Annotated in this window: 11 protein-coding genes and 3 pseudogenes; 7 read left to right on the top strand and 7 right to left on the bottom strand. The window is 61.1% G+C overall.

The annotated features are described in order from the left end of the window. Nucleotides 1-246 precede the first annotated feature (246 nt). Both ABZW96_RS35320 and ABZW96_RS35315 read left to right on the top strand, forming a co-directional pair. A complete protein-coding gene (locus tag ABZW96_RS35320; RefSeq protein WP_355080946.1) occupies nt 247-831 on the top strand; it encodes a TetR/AcrR family transcriptional regulator in 585 nt (194 codons plus the stop codon). 279 nt (nt 832-1,110) lie between these two features. Beyond that, a pseudogene (locus tag ABZW96_RS35315) lies at nt 1,111-1,989 on the top strand (IS110 family transposase); the annotation flags it as partial. Nucleotides 1,990-2,294: 305 nt separating this feature from the next. Here ABZW96_RS35315 and ABZW96_RS35310 read toward each other — a convergent pair. Next, nucleotides 2,295-2,516 (bottom strand): annotated as a pseudogene (locus tag ABZW96_RS35310) (integrase core domain-containing protein); the annotation flags it as partial. Nucleotides 2,517-3,506: 990 nt separating this feature from the next. Between ABZW96_RS35310 and ABZW96_RS35305 the strand changes: the two are divergent. Further along, nucleotides 3,507-6,149, top strand: a complete 2,643-nt coding sequence (locus tag ABZW96_RS35305; protein WP_355080944.1) for an AAA family ATPase — start codon at nt 3,507-3,509, stop codon at nt 6,147-6,149. Nucleotides 6,150-6,512: 363 nt separating this feature from the next. Here ABZW96_RS35305 and ABZW96_RS35300 read toward each other — a convergent pair. Then, nucleotides 6,513-6,804: pseudogene (locus tag ABZW96_RS35300) on the bottom strand (leucine zipper domain-containing protein); the annotation flags it as partial. A gap of 70 nt (nt 6,805-6,874) precedes the next feature. After that, nucleotides 6,875-9,448: an AAA family ATPase gene (locus ABZW96_RS35295; RefSeq protein ID WP_355080942.1), complete on the bottom strand. Its 2,574-nt coding sequence runs from the start codon at nt 9,446-9,448 to the stop codon at nt 6,875-6,877. A gap of 663 nt (nt 9,449-10,111) precedes the next feature. On the opposite strand from ABZW96_RS35295, the gene ABZW96_RS35290 reads away from it, so the two are divergent. Next, nucleotides 10,112-10,360 (top strand): hypothetical protein, encoded by a 249-nt coding sequence (locus ABZW96_RS35290; protein ID WP_355080941.1) that lies wholly within the window; start codon nt 10,112-10,114, stop codon nt 10,358-10,360. A gap of 580 nt (nt 10,361-10,940) precedes the next feature. On the opposite strand, the gene ABZW96_RS35285 is transcribed toward ABZW96_RS35290, so the two are convergent. From ABZW96_RS35285 to ABZW96_RS35270, 4 genes are all read right to left on the bottom strand, one after another. Then, the gene (locus tag ABZW96_RS35285) at nt 10,941-11,309 is read right to left on the bottom strand and encodes a reverse transcriptase/maturase family protein (RefSeq protein ID WP_355080939.1); all 369 of its coding nucleotides are present in this window, start codon (nt 11,307-11,309) and stop codon (nt 10,941-10,943) included. Continuing rightward, a complete protein-coding gene (locus ABZW96_RS35280) occupies nt 11,255-11,827 on the bottom strand; it encodes a hypothetical protein (RefSeq protein WP_355080937.1) in 573 nt (190 codons plus the stop codon). The genes ABZW96_RS35285 and ABZW96_RS35280 overlap by 55 nt, the downstream gene beginning before the upstream one ends. A 588-nt stretch (nt 11,828-12,415) precedes the next feature. Continuing rightward, nucleotides 12,416-14,179: a group II intron reverse transcriptase/maturase gene (gene ltrA / locus ABZW96_RS35275; RefSeq protein ID WP_355080935.1), complete on the bottom strand. Its 1,764-nt coding sequence runs from the start codon at nt 14,177-14,179 to the stop codon at nt 12,416-12,418. Between the two features lie 691 nt (nt 14,180-14,870). Then, nucleotides 14,871-15,212, bottom strand: a complete 342-nt coding sequence (locus tag ABZW96_RS35270) for an IS3 family transposase (RefSeq protein ID WP_355080933.1) — start codon at nt 15,210-15,212, stop codon at nt 14,871-14,873. Between the two features lie 1,041 nt (nt 15,213-16,253). Between ABZW96_RS35270 and ABZW96_RS35265 the strand changes: the two genes are divergently transcribed. The 3 genes from ABZW96_RS35265 to ABZW96_RS35255 all read left to right on the top strand — a co-directional run bounded on the left by ABZW96_RS35265 (nt 16,254) and on the right by ABZW96_RS35255 (nt 20,002). After that, the gene (locus ABZW96_RS35265) at nt 16,254-17,234 is read left to right on the top strand and encodes a fumarylacetoacetate hydrolase family protein (protein WP_355080931.1); all 981 of its coding nucleotides are present in this window, start codon (nt 16,254-16,256) and stop codon (nt 17,232-17,234) included. A gap of 94 nt (nt 17,235-17,328) precedes the next feature. After that, nucleotides 17,329-18,327, top strand: a complete 999-nt coding sequence (locus ABZW96_RS35260; RefSeq protein ID WP_355080929.1) for an MBL fold metallo-hydrolase — start codon at nt 17,329-17,331, stop codon at nt 18,325-18,327. A 133-nt stretch (nt 18,328-18,460) separates the two neighbouring features. Continuing rightward, nucleotides 18,461-20,002, top strand: a complete 1,542-nt coding sequence (locus tag ABZW96_RS35255) for an AMP-binding protein (protein ID WP_355080927.1) — start codon at nt 18,461-18,463, stop codon at nt 20,000-20,002. Nucleotides 20,003-20,238 lie beyond the last annotated feature (236 nt).

Genomic DNA, 20,238 nt, shown 5'->3' with positions numbered 1-20,238 from the left:
TGTGCGACTGACATCACATCGATGTCAACTAGCCTTCTAGTGTGACGTGATGCACACACGGACGACGCCGCTTCAGGTGAGGTGAGAACGATACCGGTGCGATAGCTTTGAGAGTGCTCAACGGTCGCCGCCCGCCAATAGAGTTGCTGTCCAACCGCGACGACCGTTCGAACGCAGAGTCGCATAGGTAGGCGGTCCCCCGGATGGTGCGAAGCTCTCGACATTACCCGGGCTGAGAGGAGAAGCGTGACGAGGCGCGAACAAATTCTACGCGCGACAGCAGACATCATCAGGCGTGAGGGCCTGACTGCCCTTACAACCAAGAAGGTTGCAATTGAGGCAGGGTGCGCGGAGGGTACCATCTTCAACCAGTTCGGTGACAAGGGTGGCCTCCTGGCAGCTGTTCTGGCCTCCGCCCTTCCCGAAACCCAGTCGCTGTATGAATCCGTAAACGAGGTTCGGCAGTTGGACCTTGGAGCAGCGTTGACAATTGTCATTCTCAAGTTGCTGGATTTTTATCGGGCGAGCTACCCCTTGGTAGCCTCCGCCTTGGCCGAGCGTACCCTTTTTGACCGGTATGCAGCTGCCCACCGTGAAAAAGGAACCGGACCTCATCAGTCTTGGACTGTGGTGCGGGGGCTCATGCAAGCCTATGCCGCAAGAGGTGCCTTGAGGCACGATGTGGACATTGACATGCTTGCGTTGCAAGTTGTAGGAGCATGTCAGAACGCCGTATGGATTGAGCTGGTTAACGGGCCCGAGGTCGTCGGACTCTCTGGCCAAGAATTCGCGGAACGTCTCGCCGAAGCTGTGGCACGTCAGGCAATGTGAGCATACTGTCCGTACGCATTTGCGGCTTCGATGATGCACCATAGAGCCTGGCCATTCCAGACCATGTCTGCAGTGGCGGGTTAGCGCGGCTGAAAGTAGACGCAGTAGGCGAACTCGGCAAGGTTGCAGATGGCGCACTGGGGAGAGTTGTGGGTGCTCGCCCCGGGGCTGCCCACCCGATGCGGATCCGCGCCTACTGGCAGCCGAGGGGCCATGAGCACACACCGTCACCTGAGATTCGCCCAACAAAGCGGTGTTGCGACGACCAATTGAGCGGCCTTGACCGCGGCCGGGATCGACACCATGGTGGCCGCACCGTCGAAGCTGCAACGCCCTCCGGGGATCGGGTCCAGACCGATGCTCGCGATGCCCTGCATCTGGCGCGGCTGATGCGGCTGGGCGAGATCGTGGCGGTGGCGGTGCCGACCGTGGCCCAGGTGCCGGCTCGTGATCTGGTCCGCGCCCGCGAGGACGCGCGCGGTGATCTGCTGCGGGCCCGGCACCGATTGTCGAAACTGCTTCTACGCCAAGGGACCGTGTACTCCGATGGGACCGCGTGGACCGGGGCGCATGATCTGTGGCTGCGCGGGCAGCACTTCGACCAGGCCGCGTTGCACACCGCGTTCGACACCGACTACGAGACGATGACGATGACCAAGACCCGCCGCGACCGCCTCGACGTCGCCATCACCGCGACGGCCGCCGACAGCGACTACACCTCGATGGTCCACCGGTTGGGGTGTCTGCGCGGGATCTCGACCCTGACCGGGTTCGCCCTCGCGGTGGATCGGGGACTGGCACCGGTTCACCGGCAAGACCATCGGCGCCTACCTGGGTCTGTTACCCACCAAATACTCCTCGGGGGCAACCCGCTCCCAGGGATCGATCACCAAGACCGGCAACACCCACGCCCGGCGCCTGCTGGTCGAGGCCGCCTGGCACTACCGCCGCTCCTACCGCAACCCGACTGCCACCATGGGCGCGCGCTGGGCACTGGCCCCCGCAGCGGCGCGCGCTCGTGGACATGCCGGCAACCACCGGCTGCACCACCCTTGGGAGCAGTTCACCGCCCACCACAAACGCCCCGTGATCGCCGACGTCGCTGTGGCCCGCGAACTTGCCGGATGGTGCCGGTCCCTGGACATCCTCGACGGCTGACCACCGAACCCGAGACCGCGGCCGGTAGCCGACCTCGAGTCGGCGTGCAGGACGATCCGCGACACAGCTAAGGGCAGCAACGCTTTTCGCGTCGCGATGCCCGACTCTAGACCAGCAGCATGGTCCCCATCGAACAGTCGTCCTGCGGTAACCAACCCGCGTATATCAGTCTGACCACGCCGTCGCCAACCACGACACGACCCGAGAGAGACCCACTCGACCGCACGAAGGCAGTTCCGGCAACCGACGCTACCGGGACCGCTTTCACCTGCCACTTGACAGAACAGGCCTACATATCAGTTGTGCTACTGACGATGGCCGTTGCCAGTGTGGGCTTGGGTCTTCCGCAGCAGCCTCTCATACGGCGTCTGCCCTGCGAGGCCGCCGTGGGGACGGTGGAAGTTGTAGTAGTCCTCCCACTCCTTGAGCTTGTCGTTGAACAACCCGGTGTCGTCGATGCCGACACCGTCGAGGAGGCGGTAGAACTCCTCGACGTCGATGCGGTGCGAGCGCTCCACCTTGCCGTTGAATGCGCTGTAGAAGTGAATGCGCTGTAGAAGGTCCGTTTGACGCACACGTCGATCGGACGCAAGTCTTCGACATCAACGTAGTGCAAGCCGCTCCTGCCAGCTCTGGCATCGCGAGTTGCACAGACACGGGTTGACACAAGTGTGATGCGAGTCGCATCATATTGACGTGAGCACTCACTGCAATAGGACTGGGGTGCGGGCAGTTAAGCCCCTTCAACCCCCGGGCGAGCATCATTCACCCTTGTGACGATTCGCCCAGATGGATAGGATCACTATCCATAAATAGATAGTGATACTATCCGCCCCGGTCGCGGGATCGCGGCGTGGACGGGTCCGACGAAGCCGCACCATCGGTACCTGCATACCGGTGCGGCGGGCCAAGGCTCCACGGCGCACAACGAGGTGCAGCCGAAGAGCAACGACGCTCACTGGAGCCGGGTCTCCCCCAATCGGAGCCGTCGCCGCGACACCACAATTCCGATCAGCTTCATACCCTGACAATTCAACAGGCAGTGCTATGACAGCCGAGCCCGGCTACCCACGCCGAGCCGACGGCACCACACAGGTGCGCACCCGCCGCCCTGCGTAGACAGATGCAGATGACACACCCGTCCGGCCGCCAGAACCTATTCGCGCGGCCAGGCCGACCGGAAGACCAGATCACTCGATGACTACGCTATTACCTCTTGCCTACGGATACGTGCGTGACGACCTACTTCCTGACCGCGCCCGGAATTACTACGAAGACAGGCTGCAGAATGCTGCCACTAACCTCGGATACACCTTAGCCGCCATCTTTCACGAGCCGTCACCTCAAGCCGGAACATTACCCCCCGTATTCGTAGAACTTGTCCGTGAATGCCGACGGGCCGAAGCGCACACCGTGCTGACGCTCCACGGACATTTGTCGAAAATGTCCGTTTGCCGCATGGTCTTGCTCGCTATCCTCGATGTCCGAGCAGATACCGCAGTACAGGAAATTGAGTTGTGACAGCCAGGCGGCGAGAACGCATCGGCGGATTGCCAGCGACAGCCAACAATTTTGTCGGTCGAGATCGCGAACTAGAGGATATTAGTCTCCTGCTATTAAAATCGGCCCGACTGGTCACTTTGACCGGGCCCGGCGGTATCGGCAAAACACGATTAGCTGCCGAGGCTGTGCTCCGATTCAAAAAAGCCATGTCCACACCTGTGTATTGGGTGCGATTGGCGCGGCTGGTCAGAGACTCTGAAACTTTAGCCGTCGAGGACGAAATCGCACGAGCGGTGGTCGAAACCGACCTCTCTGAACGATCGTCCTGGGAGCTCATTATTGATACCTTCGGTCGATACGCCGCAGCGTTACGGCGACGACGAATCGTGTTGGTCCTAGATAATTGCGAGCACATAGTTGCCAGCGCTGCAGCCGTCATAGAGAAGCTAATCGATGCTGTGCCAGAATTGACGATCGTGGCGACAAGCCGCGAGCCGATCGGTTGGATAGACGAATACTTGGTCAATGTGCGACCACTAGCAGTCGGTCATGCTATTACTCTGTTTCGTCATCATGCAGAATTGGCTGGTCGTCCCGTTACTGGAAGCGAACAATCCACAGTCGCCACTATCTGCCGCCGCGTTGACAACCACCCTCTCCACATCCAACTGGCGGCCGCACGACTGCGACACCAGCCGCTGGCCAGTATCCTGCGCGAACTCACCGGACGAGCCGATGACGCGCGACTGCGCTGGTCGCATGGCCCTCGTTATGGCGCCGACGCACGGCATCGTGGTGTCACTGATGCGATTGCCTGGTCATATGAGCTGTGCACTGACGAGGAACGCCTGCTCTTCGACCGAATGTCCGTGTTCGCGGCGGGCTATGACACCAATGCCGACAGCAGCTGCTGTGGCACGGTAATCGATGTGGGTGCCGACCTGCACGCCATCGAGGCCGTGTGCAGTGACGACTACGCCCCTGACTCCGGCACGCGCGAGCATCTCGGTGACTCGGAAGTACAGCTGACCGTCGGGCGGATCGAGGATCTACTTGAGTCTCTTGTCGGCCATTCATTAGTGACAGTACATCTTACCTCGACTACCGTGCGCTATTCGTTGGTCGAAAGTCTACGCGTATATGCGCAGCTGCGATTGCATGAACGCTCAACCGGTGGCATCGATGAACCCGCCCGAATGGCCCACCGTCATCTACTTTACTATCAGAACCGGATCGCATATGCGGCCGCAAACTGGTTCGATTGCGACGGAAATCACAACCTATCACTTTGGGCGCAGTCGGCCTGGACCAACACAGTCACAGCGATCGAGAACAGCCTGAATACAGGACAGGCCACCATCGGCCTGGAACTCTGCCTCGGGCTGGTAGCTTTACGAATGCCTTTCATCAGAGGCTCACTTCGGCAGATGCGTCAATGGGCAGAACAATGCCTTGAAGCTTCCAAAGCCTCGACTTCGACCTCTCCCCAACTTCAGGTCGAAGCCATGGCTACTATTGCGTGGCTCGCCTTGACGCAAGGTGATCATGCGTGTGCCGAGTTATTTTTGAATGACTGTATCGCCGCATGCGTCACAGATGAAACAGATCAGCTGAACTGGCGAAATAAACTTGTCGTCGACACTGGCCTGCCTCCCATTGTCGAATTCGCATGGGCGATGGAACTGCTGTTTGTACAACGGTCAGCACACGCGGTGCCCGCTTTCATTCGGGCTCGTGACAAATTCGAGCATATTGGGAACCGCCGCGGCGCCGCGGCACTCAGCGATCTTTATGCGGCTATGGCCGCGGGCCTACTTGGAACAGGACAACAAGCTCACGAGATAACTCAACGCTTTCTTGATTCGGCAAGGAATTCTCGGATCCCGCGTCTGGTAGCCTGGGCCGAACACGCCAGAGCGATCGCCCTGACAAAGCACGGAAATCCTATCGAAGCGCTGAATTTAGAACGGACCTCGCTTGCATACAAACTGACATCCGGCGACCTGTGGGGCAGTATGTGGGTTGTTGAGTGTCGAATTTGGTCACTGGCGCGCCTGATCACCGACTCGTTCAGCAACGGCGATGAAGCCGACAGTGAGAGGCTTGTCTCACTGGCGACCGAGATCGCCCACTTGGCCGGAGGAGTCGATTTCCTTCGCACTAAGCTGGGGGTCGACATCGATAAGATGGGTCCATACGGAGACGAATCCGCTCGGGCTATCGCTGTCGCTCGTCAGGTAATCGGACCCGATAGATACACTGCAGCGGCAACTCGAGGATCGCGGCTACGACCGGAAGACAACGAGGTACAGCGGCTCGCACTGGGAACTTTGATCATTGAAGAAACAGCAAAAGATGAGATTCGTGACACAGACCCCACTGAGCGCTGGCTGCACCTGACCGCCGCCGAGCAGCAGGTCGCCACCTTGGCGGCCGCTGGGTGGACCAATACCGCGATCGCGGCACGCCGGGGTAGTTCTGTCCGAACGGTCGACGCGCAAGTCGCGGCGATTCTCTCGAAGCTCGTCATCAGCAGTCGCGAGGACATCATCGGAATGATCCCTCGTAACGTCATCGACGAAGTCGGTGCCGAAGCCGCTCGTAGGCCGCCTCGAACTAAACTGAGGTTGCCCCGGTCTTCCGGACACCGACAGTGAGGCGAGATACTTGCCTTGAAGGAGTGTGGATGCCACCAGCGCATTTGCCGGAGTTGAGTCAACGCACGATCGAGTTGGCCGCACCAGCGGCGAAGGTTGCACGGCAAGGGATCGGCAGTCCAGCCTTTGCCCGGACCTGGTCAACCGCCGCTTCGCCGACGAGGGCACGGGTAGTCTGTGGTGTGTGGACGTGACCCAGCACCGCCACCACCGAGGGCTGGGGGTACGGGGCCCTCGTGCTGGATGTATTCCCCGCCGCATTGTCCGGTGGTCGATCGCAGATCACTGCGGGCCGAGCTGGTCTGCGAAGCGTTAGACATGGCCTGCTCGCGGTGATGGCGCAGCAGATGATGCCGGCCAACCCGTGCGCACCGACGAGGGAATGCCCTCGGCAGCAAATGCCAGTGCGATCCGGTGTGCCGACCACTTGCGGGTCCGTCGCATCTGTTCGATCCATGCCACCAACTGCACCGATGTAGCTATCGTTGACCGGCGCGGGGCGCCGGACCGATCGAGTTGGTCATGGCGGCGGAATCTGTTCACCGTCTTGCTCGCACACTGCCGGGAGATACCCATCTCGGCGGCGACGTCCGCGATTGGACGCAACTGGCAAAGCTGCACCAGACGGGCGACAGCCTTCTATGGTCAGCATCATCGAATGGCTCAAGTCGTTGGGAGACACGACCTAGCACTGTGGCACTGAATGCCGAGCGTCCGTGGTCGTCTCACTGGCGGCGGCCGCGCTGTGGTTTGCGCCCGGCTTCTTCGGTCACTTCGGATCGCCGGTCAGCGGGAACGAGGGCGCGGATGTCGTCTCGTGAAGCAATCATCAGTTTGTGCAGGATAGTAGTTATTTGGGCGTCGACGGTTTTGTAGGAACTACTGCGGCGGGCGGCGATGGCGGTGTTGGTCCAGCCTGCTGCCGCCAGCACCGCGACGTCTTGTTCGGCCACTGACAGGTCCTGCCAATGAGAGGAGCGGTGGCGGTGGACCGGGTGTTGGGCGGGTAACCGGTCGAGCGACAAGTTGCCCAGCGCCAGTTGGGCCGCTTCGTCGAGTCCCGGGCGCAGTAGCCCGCCTTCTCGCTCCGCTTCGGCGAAGGCGGCCTCGCCGAGGACCCTGCGGGCGATGTCGGCGGCGATGTCGGTTTCGGTGGCGAATGGGCCGAGGTTGGTGAGATTCACGCCGATTTGGTTCCGGAGCGTGGCGGCGCCGCCTATCAGGCGCGCGATATCGCGTGCCCATCCAATCACATTGGCGGAGCGTTCGAAGCCGGCGTCGCGGATCAGCCGTGCCAAGGACCAAGCCCGGATATGCGTGGCCCATAGCGTCCCCCATTGGTCGCCCATCGCCAGCAGAGTGGTCAGGGTTGCCCGTCCGACAGAGATTGCCTGCTTTGGATCACCGTGTTTGGTCAGCGCGATCGTCCAGGCAAGCTTGGCCCAGGAGGCCGCCCAGTGCGCTCCGGCACGTTCTGTGTTGTTCAGGTGCCGCCGGGATATCTCCAAGGCTTGCTCGGCTGTGCCGAGGAAGGCGGCGGCCAGCGCCTCGAACAACTCGCTCATTACGGCGCCACCGCGGTCACCGTGGTCGGAAGCCTTCTGCCGCGCGCGGGCCAGCACGGTGATCGCGCGCCGGTCGCTACGCACCAGCATCAACTCGGCTCCCCTGGCGAATTCGGCCGAAGCGGGCAAGTCCAGTCGGTGCTCGGGCTGCTCGCGCCACCCCGCCCGGGCTGCGGGATCTGTGACATAGAGCGCGACGCACTCGTCGAGCATGCGTTCGGCGTCGTGGTGCATGCCCTGGCACAGGCTGGTCCACGCGATCAAGGACATCGCGGTGACCTGCAGCGGCACCGGCTGCGGTTCAAGCACACGGCTGGCGGCCAGGGCGCGCTCAGCCCAGCGGCGTGACTCGCGTAACGAGCCGGTGAAGAACGGGCTGCGCAGCGCGATCAACCCGGCGGCGATTTCCAGCCCGACCCTTGCTTCCTCCGGTGTAGCGACGCTACTCGCCATGGCACACAGCAGGTTGTCCCAGGCCGCGCGCGCCCAGTCCAGCAGGTTCTGTTCGTCCGGTCCGAACCAGCCACCGGCAGCCGCCAGCACTTTGTCCCGGTAGTAGCGGCGGTGCTTGCGCGCTAGGCGCTCCTCTTCGCCATCACACTCGGCCAAACGCTGCTGAGCAAACACGCGGAAGCTCTCCAGCAGCGAATATCGCACCGTGGTCGCGGTCAGATGGACGGTGACCAGCGATTGGTCGGCCAGCCGCTCGAGCAGGCCTCCAATCTCGCAACGCACCAACCCCCTCCGGCCGCCTGCGCAGTCCGTCTCCCCAGCGCCGTCGTCAGCGCAGACTGCCTCGATCGCCTCAAGCTCGGCGCCGACGTACGCCGCAGTTGCGTCGGCGTCACCCTGGTCTGCGTCGTACCCGGCCGCGAACACCGACAGCCGGTCGAACAGCAGCTTTTCCTTGTCGCCGCAAAGTTCATAGGACCAATCGATTACGTCACGGATGCCCTGGTGACGCGTGTCCACGCCGGCACGCGGGCCGTGCGACCAGCGCAGCCGCCGATCACTCGCGTCGCCGGTGAGGTCACGCAGGACCATCGGCAGCGACTGACGTGACAGCTGCGCCGCCGCCAGTCGAATGTGGAGAGGATGGTTGTGCACGTGCTTAACGATCGCCGCCGCAGTCTCAGTCTCGTCCTCGCCGACGCCGCGGCCGGTCATGCCCACGCGGGTACGGAACAAGGTCAGCGCCTGCTCCCGCGACAGCGCGGGAACGCCCACCAGCTGCTCACCGACCCATCCGACCGCCTCACGACTGGTGGCTAGCACGCTCAGGCACGGAGCGGCATCCAGCAGATCGGCGATCACCTCACCCGCGCCGTCCAGGACGTGTTCACAGTTGTCCATCACTAAGATCGTCTGTCGCGGGCGCCCAACCGCGTCCTGGCAACCTAGCGCGTCCAGCACCGCCTCCCACGCTGACCTGCCGGAGAAGTCCGCATCGATCAGCGATCGGGCCACCTGTTCCTCCACCGCCGCCGCCGTGGCATCCCGCGGCAGCAACGCCAGTCGCACCCAATACACCGGTATCCTGCGTGCTTTGTGAAATCGGTACACCGCCTCAGCCGCCAGCCGGGTCTTGCCGATCCCTCCCGCTCCGATCAGCGTGACCAGACGGGAACCGCCCAGCAAGGCCATCCCGATCTTCTCCAGTTCCTGTTCGCGCCCGACGAAATCACTGGCAGCCGCAGGTGCAGACCCCGAACCAGCCGCACGTCTTATCGACACAACAAAGCAGCGTAGTCCAATTGCGATCGGAATACCGCAGTGCCGATACGCCTTAAAGACCCATAATCTGTTGCGACCGTATCCAATCCTGATGGCAACGTGGGCGCTAGGTCGTTTTCCGCGCACGCTGCGGTGTTCTCGCGAGTGGTGACTTCTCGCCGTGCCCATCACTGCTGCTGCGTACATAAGGTGATTCCGTGAGGATTCTGCCTTCGAGCGTCTGTTGTGGGCGGAACCGCCCGAAGCACCCGTATCCCGCTTCGACGCCGCATGTGTCCTCGGCGGCAGTATCGTCGGCCTCCTGGCCGCACGTGTGCTCGCCGACTATGCGCGACGGGTGGTGGTGATCGAGCGGGACGATGTCGGTGCCTATAACCCGACGCGCTCCGGTGCCCCGCAATAGCAGCAGGTGCATGTGCTGCTGCCCGCCGGACTGGTTCGGATCGAGCGCCTGCTACCCGGCTTTGCCGCTCACGTATATGCGCTGGGCGCGATGCCCGCCCCGCCGGAGAGGGCCGGCCTGTACTTCGACAACCGTCCCTGCCTGCAGACCCGGCACGAGCCGTTGGATGCTAACGACCCGGCCGTTTCTGGAAGCCCAGATACGCGCTCGGGTGCTGGCGCTGCCCAATGTAGTGGGTCGAGCGCGGGAGAGCGGTCGGGTTGGACTGCCGAAACGGCGCGGTCTCCGGCGTACGGTACCGGATCGACGGAGCCGAAAACCTGCTCGCAGCCGACTTCGTCGTCGACGCCATGGGGCGTAGCAGCAAGCTGTCCGGCTGGCTCGAGCAGGCCGGGTTCGACCGACCACGGCTACAACGGTTGTACAGTGGAATCAACTACGCCACAGCGCTGTTCGAACGCGAGCGTGACGATGAGCTCTCCAGGGCCACCACGCTGGTGCAGCACTGACCGGAATACGGGCCGCTGGGTATCGCGCTGTCGGTGACGAGCGCGGTCGAGAGCGGCCGCTGGATTGTGATGCTGATGGCGCACCACTTCGCTCCACCCGCATTACCGGGTTTCACCGCTACTACGAGACGGTCCGTCCCTGTTCCTCGCACCGCTACTCGACCCCTCGCAGTTTCCGCTGCTTGGAGCACTCCCTTCGACCGGCCGGTCCAACACCCGGCCAGCACCGCTGGGGCGACAGGTTCCCACGTTCCGTGCCGGAGCCTGATCCGAGCTCGCGCCACCTTTACGCCGGTCACCGTCTGGCCAGTAGACAGGTATCCGCCAGACTTGTTCCGGAGCAACAACTGGACCCCGGTTTAGATGACATCGATACGCTTTCGACGCTTCATCAGTGGTTCACTCACGTTCGCCTTCTCGGACCACACCTGACGCATCACGTGCGCCTTTTCCGCAACGCTCACCACCACGACCCGTAACCGCAGCAGCTTGCGGTGGTTTGAGACCTCCCCCTGCAGGGCGACCCCGGAGGACCTACCTCCATCACCGACACGACACCGCATCCAAAGACTTTGGGCTCCTACACCTCAGCCTCCTTCAGCGTTCGTGGCGCACAGTCGTCCGCGTAGCGGACGAGTTTCATGACCGGGACGCCAGCGCGGCGACGTTTGGCGCGTGTCCAATACGGTCCGAGCGCGGCCCACCGGGCCGCGAAATGCTCGTCCAGCACGGACAAGGCGATATTGGCCAGCAGCGGTGAGAGGATCCCGCCCTGGGGTGTGCCGGTGATCGTTTCCCGGTTGTGGCCCTGTTCGGTCAGGACCCCGGCCCGCAGGAACGCCTTCACCCAACCCAGCACGCGTTTGTCCCCGACGCGTCGACGCACCCGGCCCCTCAGGGCGGTGTGGTCGATTTCGTCGAAGCATGCCGTGATGTCCGCCTCGTACACCCACTCGTAGTTGCGGGCAGGTGTCGCAAGGTGGTGGATCTCGGCGTCGCGTCCTGGGCCCGGCGCTTCGGGCGGAACCCGTAGGAACACGGTTGGAAATCCGCCTCGAAGATCGGTTCGAGCACCAGTTTCAACGCGGCCTGCACGACCCGGTCCGCGGTCGTCGGGATGCCCAGGCGCCGAATCTTGCCCGACGCTTTGGGAATCGCCTTCTCTCGCACCCGCTGGGGAATGAACAGGTTCGCCTTCAGATCATGTCGCAGACGCTCCAGCAGTTCCTCAGCGCCGAGGCCGACCGATCGCGGTGCGATCCCATCGACCCCGGCGGTTCGCGCGCCCTTGTTGCCCCGCACCCGCGCCCATGCCACCAGCAGGAACGCCGGGTCATCGACGAGGTTTGCGCGATCATCGAAACGACGACCCGGATCGGCCGCCGCCCATCGATGCAGCTTCTTCTGCATCCTGAGTACCCGGAACTCGGCCTCGGCGAGGTCGAACTCCGGATCGCCGGTATTCACCAGCGACCTCCCCACGATGCGTCGAGGCCGCGAACACACTGGACCCCTTCGCCATGTGACCGGCTTTCCCGTTCTCGGACTACTACGGGTCCTCCGCCCCACCCCGGCGGCATCGGCCGGCGATAAGCGTTCCCGCCGGACAGCAGGCTGCTGACCGGGTCAGGGACCGCCGGGGTGGTTCCCACGTTCACTCCCGAACCCTTCGACGGGGTCGGCGCCCAGCTATGCCCCTGCAGCATCGCCACGGCTACGCCGCAGACTTTCACCGTGGCCTCCCGACCGGCGACATCACCCGGTCCAGGAGTTCCCCGCACGACACCGTCGTGTAGGTGCGCGCTGCTATCCAGCCCGGCTCCGCCAGGTTCGAGCTGGTGGCTCTCTTGAGGGGCGTTCAGCCGCTGGTTCCTCACGTACGCCTTTCCATCTTGCTTGCCGGACCCGGACCATCTGGCAGTACTGGCCCGTCCCGTCGTTGTCAGGACTGCTTCCACCCGCACCCGTCATCCCACGAGCCGGTCGGGTAAGGACGGCGCATTGCTGCGCCGTCCTCCCCTCAGAACTGCCCGTGCGGCTTTCACCGCAGGCAGCTCAAGCAAGCCGCGAGAGCGAATCGGTTTGCGATGCAATGCTTCTGCGTTGGCGAGCATGATGCTCGCTTCGGCAGGAGCGGTGGACCAGACGGGTTCGTTCTCCGTCCGCTGGGTTGGGCCGTCCGTCGTGGACGAGGTAGTCCGCGGCGATGGCCTGACGGATGACCAGCAGCCACCATCGTTCCCAGTCACCAGGCGATTGGGGCGGCTGGTCTGGTGACAGCAGTTCGTTCCGGCAGAGCGGGCACCGGCCGTGCTGCTCGACGAGCAGCCGCCGGGTGTAGCCGTCGACCGGGGGTCTGATTCTGCGTCGCCGTTGTTCCCAGTATTCGGCCAGCACCGGGTCATCGGGTGATGCCCGGCCCTTGACCAGAGTGTGTCGGACGATGTCGGTCCAGGAGAACCGTGGCAGGTGCGTGCCGCTGGCTGCGTCGCCGAATACCCAGCGGTTGTTCCTGAACTTGTTGAACTTGCCGAAGTAGCGGGCCGAGACCCACCACTTCGACTTCGTGGGGTGGCTGTAGGTCGCCCACTTGTAGGTCAGCGCCCACAGGTAGTCGTCAAGAGCGTTGAACGTCCGCTTCGACACCACGCCCCGGTAGTAGGCCGCCCATCCCTTGATGATCGGGGTGAGCGTGGCGATTACCGCCCGCGCATTGGAGCCACGCAGTGCGCGGATCTCTGTGCGCAGCCGTTCCCGTATTCGCCGGACTGCGGCGTTCGATGGTTTGATCAGCAGCTTGCCGTGATAGCGGCGGACATTGAAGCCCAAGAAGTCGAACCCGGACTCGCCCACATGCACGATCCGGGTCTTGTCCTCGTTGAACGCCAACCCCTTGGGTGCCAACCAGTCGGCGAGCCGCGCTTTGACCTGCTCGGCCTGCCGCTGGGTGTGGCAGAGCGCGACGAGATCGTCGGCATACCTGATGACCACCGGGGAGTCAGTTCGCGTCGACTCGGCAGCACTGCCGGACTCCGCGTATCGAACTCCTGCCGCGTGTTCCAGCCCGTGCAGGGCAATGTTCAGCAGTAGCGGACTGATGACTCCGCCTTGGGGCGTGCCCTCGTCAGTCGGAGCAAATCCCTTGCCCGCCTCGATGATTCCCACTTTCAGCCAATCCCGGATCATGTCCCTGGCGGGGAAGGACCCGATGGCTTCGAGCAACCGGGAATGATCGATTCTGTCGAACGCCGCCGCCAGGTCCGCGTCCAGCGCCCACACCCGCTTGGCCCGAGGGCCGCGACAAACGGTGTAGATCGCCTGGATCGCATCGTGGCAGCTGCGGCCCGGCCGGAACCCATAGGACTTGGGCTCGAACCGGGCCTCCCACTCGGGCTCCAGCGCGTTGCGGACCCTGCCCTGATGACAACGATCCGCGATCACCGGAATCCCGAGTGGCCGCAACTTCGCACGGTTACCCGCCTTCGGGATATACACCCGCTTGACCGGCCGAGGCCGCCAGTACGCCGCGTCGCGGTGCACCTGCACCGCCAGCTGCATCCGGGCCTGCGAGGTCAGCGCGACCTCACCGTCGACCCCGGCGGTCTTACGTCCCGCATTGCGCTGCGTCGCCTGCCTCACACTGACCAGCGTGTTGCTCCAGCTAAGCAGCATCATTTTCTGCAGGTTCCTGACCGTGGCCAGGTTCCCGCTCCGAGTCGCCGTGAAGATCCGCTGCCGCAAACGCCGTACATTGTCCTCGTGCTGCCGCCAATCGACGGCATCCCACGAAAGGGCAACGCCCTCAGGTCCGTTCACCATTCGGTGTCCAACTTGTCCTTCGGTTCCGGCGGTTCGTGACCGCTTCGTTTCACCAGCTCACCTGTCCACGTCAGCGCCTCTTTCGAGGCCCGGACACTCGGTCCGGTATCCGGCCAGTTATCCAGCGACGACGGCCGGGGGTGCCGCCATGACGCGCTGGTTTCCTGCTGGCTTTCGCCCGCCGGCCTTCGCTTCTTGGACATCCTGTTCCCGCCAGAGGATTCCGCTCTCCTCACAGTCGGCCTACCGGTACATCACATCGATGTTCCGGACTCTGTCGGGGTTTCCGTGTTCCGCACGCATGAGATACGGCCGGGTTGGGTGCCTTCTCTACCCCGGGGCGGCGGTGTCTTCCCGACCAGCACAGCCTCTCTGGTCGGCGCCTGCCGCTTCTCAACGGCCAGCCCTATACCCCGCTGGAACGACCCACCTGCGGAGCTGCTGATAACGGGGCATACAAAGATTCACTTCCGTTCACCCGTCCGGCCTTCCCCTCGCCCGTCATCCCTGGGTGGAACAGGGACGCTTCGGCTTTCACCCCAGGCTTCGCACCCCGCGGTCACCCACGACGCACGCCAGGGCGGGGACGGTCCCATAGACACTGGACCGGATCACGCCCTCGTCGAACGACCTCCTATCAAACGCGATCACTCACAACGTGCGACCTCACGTCGCACAGCTGTCCTCAGCTTCAACCGATCGGCTGCGACCAACCGGCGGCGGCGTCCTTCCACACCGCAGGGTTCAGGAACGCCTCGTGGCGCTCGATGTCGGTGCACCACAGCTGATTCTCCCGTTCGGAAGTGAAGTTCCGCTTGACCAGATCGGAGTGCGTGGCCACGCCCTGCTTGCTGATGCAGTAACCCTTCCGATTTCCGGAGAGCCCGGGAACGCCAATGTTTTTCATGACCGAGTGCACCTGACCGGATCCGACTTCGATGCCCTTTCCGGTGGTAAGTTCGGCCTGGATTCGGCGCACGCAGTAACTGCCACGCGAGGCCGCATGGATGGCCTTGATCGTCTCGGCGAGCATCTCGCGACGCAGCCGACGCCTGCTGGGCGGACGGGTGCGATAACGGCGGTAGTCGTGCTCGGAAATCCCGAGCCACGGCGGGCGGCGCGGATGCTGATCCCTGCCCGGTCAAGGCCGTGACAACCGGGAACCGCCTTTGGGGAGATCGTTGTGTCGGTGAGGATCTCGGCCGCCAGCCGCGTCGCTCACAACGCCCTCTCGGGCTGCCTGATCCGGTTCAGCGCGTCCCGCGGTTGTGCCGATTCGACCGTGGGGTACCGGGAGTCTCCCCACGGTCGATGAGAGCCTCCCGCTTCCATCGATACAGGGGTGGATTCGGTGACTCCCAGATCCCGGGCGACGACGCCCGGCAACACGCCGACCTTCTTCGAGGATCAACGTAACCGCGCGCTCGCGGAATTGCGGTGACTACATCATCTGCGCGGGCAGAGATCCTTCGATCCAACGGATAGGAGAATCCCACAACCCCGCGGACTGAACCTCAGGACAGCCCAAAGGGCCCCAAATCCGAGACAGTTCGACTCTGCGCCAGGGCCCCCTTCGAAGAGCGTCGACACCAACGGCGCAGGCAAGCCTTGTCCAGCTCAGCCCCACTCCTCAACACTCTGGAGCCCACTCTGGCGTTGGCAGCCGATCGCCCACAAGCCGAACCTCCCGCAACATCACGCCTACACAGCGCGAGATATGCGGCTGCAAGTGACTGCGAGTCACGCGCAGGGATAGCTGAGGTCGCATCTGAGCATCCCTCTGCTCAACTGCACGCCTTCCAAGGGTCACTACCCGATCCTGGCGGGCCATCGCATCCCGGAGCAGTCCAAGTCGTTGACACTGGAGGGCACTGAGTGTATGAATATGAAGTGAGTACTCACTTCAATCAGCGGCGAGGCGGCGCCCACAAGCTGTCCATTTCGATGCTGGCATGATTGAAATTTTAAGTTTCGGTTTCCCTAGTCTCCGGTCCCACTATCGATTCATCCTGCCCATGAAATCGAGGAGGGACTGTCGATATAGGAGAGTCCCAAGGCCCTTAGGATAGCCACCATGCGATTCATAACCTTTATTCAAAACTGCCGCGAGCGAGTCGGCGTTTCGATAGACGGGACGGTTTTTGCTTGCCCAGTTGGTGTAACTCTATTGGATTTACTCAAGAAGGGCCGTGACGCATTGTCGCAAGCCGGCAACAGTGCCCTCAAGAATCCAGTTGGCGTATTCGAGGAAAGCGCACTCCATGTGATCGCTCCTATTCCGAACCCGCCTACGGTTCGAGATTTTATGACGTTTGAGCAGCATGTTTCTGGAGCGATAAAGCTTGCGGATCCCGGCTCCGGGGTACCGCAGCGTTGGTATGAAGCGCCAATTTTCTATTTCACAAATCCGTATGCAATCCATGGCCCATACGATGATGTGATGATTCCACAAGACGAAACGCAATTTGACTTCGAGCTAGAGATCGCTGCCGTAGTCGGCCGTCGCGGCCGGGACATCCCCGTAGACGAAGCCGAACGCTACATCGCAGGGTACACGATCATGAACGATTGGTCGGCGCGAGCCATTCAATTCCAAGAAATGTCGGTTCGCCTTGGTCCTTCCAAAGGAAAGGACTCGGCAACAACTTTGGGACCATGGTTCGTCACACCGGAGGAACTCGAGCCTTTTCGAGCTGGCGGCGCATTCGATCTTCGTATGGAAGCCTACGTCAACGATGAGCGAATCGGGAGCGATTCGTGGGCGCATATGTCATTCACTTATGCACAAATGGTTTCATATGCATCACGAGGCACTGAGGTTCGGCCCGGTGACATCATTGGATCAGGGACTTGTGGCGACGGTTGCCTGGCGGAACTGTGGGGTAATCAAGGATACGACGCTCACCGGCCACTACTTCCGGGCGACATCGTAACACTATCCGTGGAGGGTCTGGGGACCCAGCGTTCAAGAATAATCGAAAATTCCGGATATATCCGCGACTTTGAGCAATACCGATCAAGTTCGACATTGCGCAAAAAGCTTGGCCCAATATAGTTGGCGCAGAGCTCCACTGCAGACTATCGCGCCGCCGATTGGGACTGCGCCCGTACTGCGGGGAGATAGAACGCAATCGCACAATATGCGGATCATGAAATCGATCGAAACAAGAGCGGTAAAATCATCAATGAAATATTCAAAAGGACTGCAAGATCTCGGCGGAGGCTGTTATGCTTGGATGCAACCAGACGGTAGTTGGGGGTGGAGCAACGCCGGCCTAGTAGTAGGGGCAGGATCTTCGCTCGTGGTCGATACACTTTTTGACCTCGTCGCGGCGAGAGAAATGCTCAACGGAGTCTCAAGCCTCACCACCACATCGCCATTGTCGACCGTGGTAAACACGCATTCTGATCCCGACCACTACTTTGGGAACCAAATATTCGCCACGCCGGGAGTTGAAATCATCTCGTCCACCGCGGCCGCAGAGATGATCAGCCAAGAAGCTGTGCAAGAATTGATTGCAATTAAGCAAGCAGGAGGTAGGGTGGGCGACTTTGCGCGAACAATCTTCGAGCCTTTCGTCTTCGACGACATCACTGTCACTCCTCCGACTAGGACGTTTCACGGCAAGTTATCAGTCGATGTTGGCGGCCGCGAAGTTGTACTTATCGAGGTTGGTCCAGCGCATACCGTGGGTGACGTCCTCGTCCACGTACCGGATTCGCGATTGATGTACACTGGAGACATACTTTTTGTCGGTGCAACGCCAGTGGTATGGTCGGGGCCGCCAGAGCGCTGGATTGAAACTCTAGATCGTTTACTCGATATGCCGTTGACTAGGTTTGTGCCGGGTCATGGGGCCGTAACCAACAAGACCGGCGTCAGCGAGGTGCGTGACTATCTACAATTCGTCAATACCGAAGCTACCAGGCGATTCGAACACGGTATGAGCGTCGATGCCGCGATCACTTCGATCAAGCTTGGCAGGTTTGCGGAAATGTCCGAGCATAGTCGCTTGGCGCAGAATGTGGCGGCCGTCTTCTACGCGCTGGATCCCGATATGCCGCGCAGGCCTCGAATGCAAACATTCGACAAGATGGCAGAGCTGGAGGGTTTTTCTCACAGCACTGCGGTACATAAGTCGAGTTGAGGAACGGGTTGCAGTCCGCCCTCACGCCGGATCCAAGAATAATCACCTTATTAGCCGAGCCTCGGTCTCGGCACAGCATTCAACAGCACATTTTAAAACTCGGTATAATTTCGACAGCTAGGAGGATGGCTCAATGAGCAGCGTTACATTGACATCCCTGTTTTCAACTGCCCTAAGTCGATTCGGTAGCAGGCCTGCAGTGAACGACGGCGGTACGATACTCAGTTATCAGGAGTTGGTCAGTACTGCCAATAAGCTTGCCCACAGACTGATATCTCTCGGCGTAGGTCCGGGGTCCACGGTCGCTTTGATGATGTCCAACCGGCTGGAGTATGTGATCGCTGATCAGGCGATCATCCGGTGCGGCGCGGTCAAGGTGGCATTGAATGATATGTTGGCTTACAACGACATCAACTACATTTTGCGTGACAGCGAGGTCAGTGTAGCGATTGCAGACTCGGGCATGCTGGCAGACGCGCTTCTATGCCGTCCAGATTGCCTGCGAGCTATCATTGCGGTTTCGGAAGCCGATCACGGTGAAGCTGTTATGTCTTGGAAGGAAGCGCTGACTGGTCAACCTGACAGTACACCAGACATCGAGCCCGACTCGAGCGATCTCGGTTTGATTATCTATACTGGAGGAACTACCGGACGTTCCAAAGGAGTCATGCACTCCTATCATAGCCTAGCTGTGAATCTTCTTTCGCATATCGTCGAAATGAATTTGATGGACGATGAGATATTGTTGCTCACATCGCCGCTACCACACAGCGCCGGATTTTTCTTGCAGGCAGGCCTTTTGAAAGGTGCATACCACTTCCTGGAATCAAAGTTTGATCCCGAGGTCGTGTTGCATCACATATCCGAAAATCGCATTACCTGCACATTCATGGTCCCGACCATGATCTATCGCCTGCTGGACCGATGTTCGGCTCGAGATATCGATACCAGCTCGCTTCGAACCATCCTGTATGGTGCCGCACCTATCACGCCTGAACGTCTCCAGCAAGGGCTTGCGCAATTTGGAATGGTGTTCATGCAATTCTACGGACAGTCGGAAGCTCCAAACTTCATTTCTCGACTTCGTCGCGAAGATCACCGTCTCGACAGCGGAAATGCGCAACGCCTCGGCAGCTGCGGCCAAGCTGCCACTATGGCGTCGATTAGGATTGTCGACAACGATGGCGTCGAGCTGCGGCCGGGCGATGTTGGCGAGATAATAGTGAAGACTCCTTATAATATGAATGGGTATCGCGGTCTTGCAGAAGAAAGCGCATCGGCGCTTCGCTCCGGATGGCTCCACACTGGCGACCTAGGATATTTCGATAAGCATGGATACCTCTACCTGCTCGATCGCAAAAAGGACATTATCATCACGGGTGGAATGAACGTCTACAGCAGCGAAGTTGAAGCTGTTATAGCAGCACATCGCGATGTTTCACAGGTTGCTGTTATCGGGGTCCCACACCCTGATTGGGGGGAGGCTGTCGTCGCTTTCATTGTGCCAGCGGACGGCTACTCTATCGATACTAATTCTCTGCTCAGCGACTGCCGGAAAGAATTAGCGAAGTACAAGCAACCCAAGGCGATCCACATCTTAGATTCTATACCCACGACTGTGTACGGAAAACTCGACAAGAAAATTCTTCGCGAGCTATGGCCTGGGTGGGACTGAACCTCGCGTGTCGGTTGGGGCGATGTTTGACCTATATGACTCGTATCGTTGCGGGCAACGACTCGGAAAGAGGCAACAATGACTATTACCCCCGTTGGATATACCACCGTCGCCCCGTGGATCGTCACCAAGGACACCGCTGCTCTGCTCGATTTCATCGCAGCTGCCTTCGGTGGCATCGAGCTGAGCAGGGTGCCGTTGCAGGACGGCAGCATCGGGCACGCCGAAATCCGGGT

Source organism: Nocardia sp. NPDC004168 (assembly GCF_040610355.1).
GTDB classification, from domain to species: Bacteria; Actinomycetota; Actinomycetes; order Mycobacteriales; family Mycobacteriaceae; genus Nocardia; species Nocardia sichangensis.
Note: the sequence above shows the minus strand (reverse complement) of the source record. Positions and strands in the feature narration are given on the sequence as shown.

Excerpts from the sequence above, each read along its gene's own strand:
- ltrA (WP_355080935.1), bottom strand. The coding sequence starts at position 14,179 with ATGGTGAACGGACCTGAGGGCGTTGCCCTTTCGTGGGATGCCGTCGAT.
- ABZW96_RS35270 (WP_355080933.1), bottom strand. The coding sequence starts at position 15,212 with ATGCTCGCCGAGACGATCAAGGCCATCCATGCGGCCTCGCGTGGCAGT.
- ABZW96_RS35265 (WP_355080931.1), top strand. The coding sequence starts at position 16,254 with ATGCGATTCATAACCTTTATTCAAAACTGCCGCGAGCGAGTCGGCGTT.
- ABZW96_RS35260 (WP_355080929.1), top strand. The coding sequence starts at position 17,329 with ATGAAATCGATCGAAACAAGAGCGGTAAAATCATCAATGAAATATTCA.
- ABZW96_RS35255 (WP_355080927.1), top strand. The coding sequence starts at position 18,461 with ATGAGCAGCGTTACATTGACATCCCTGTTTTCAACTGCCCTAAGTCGA.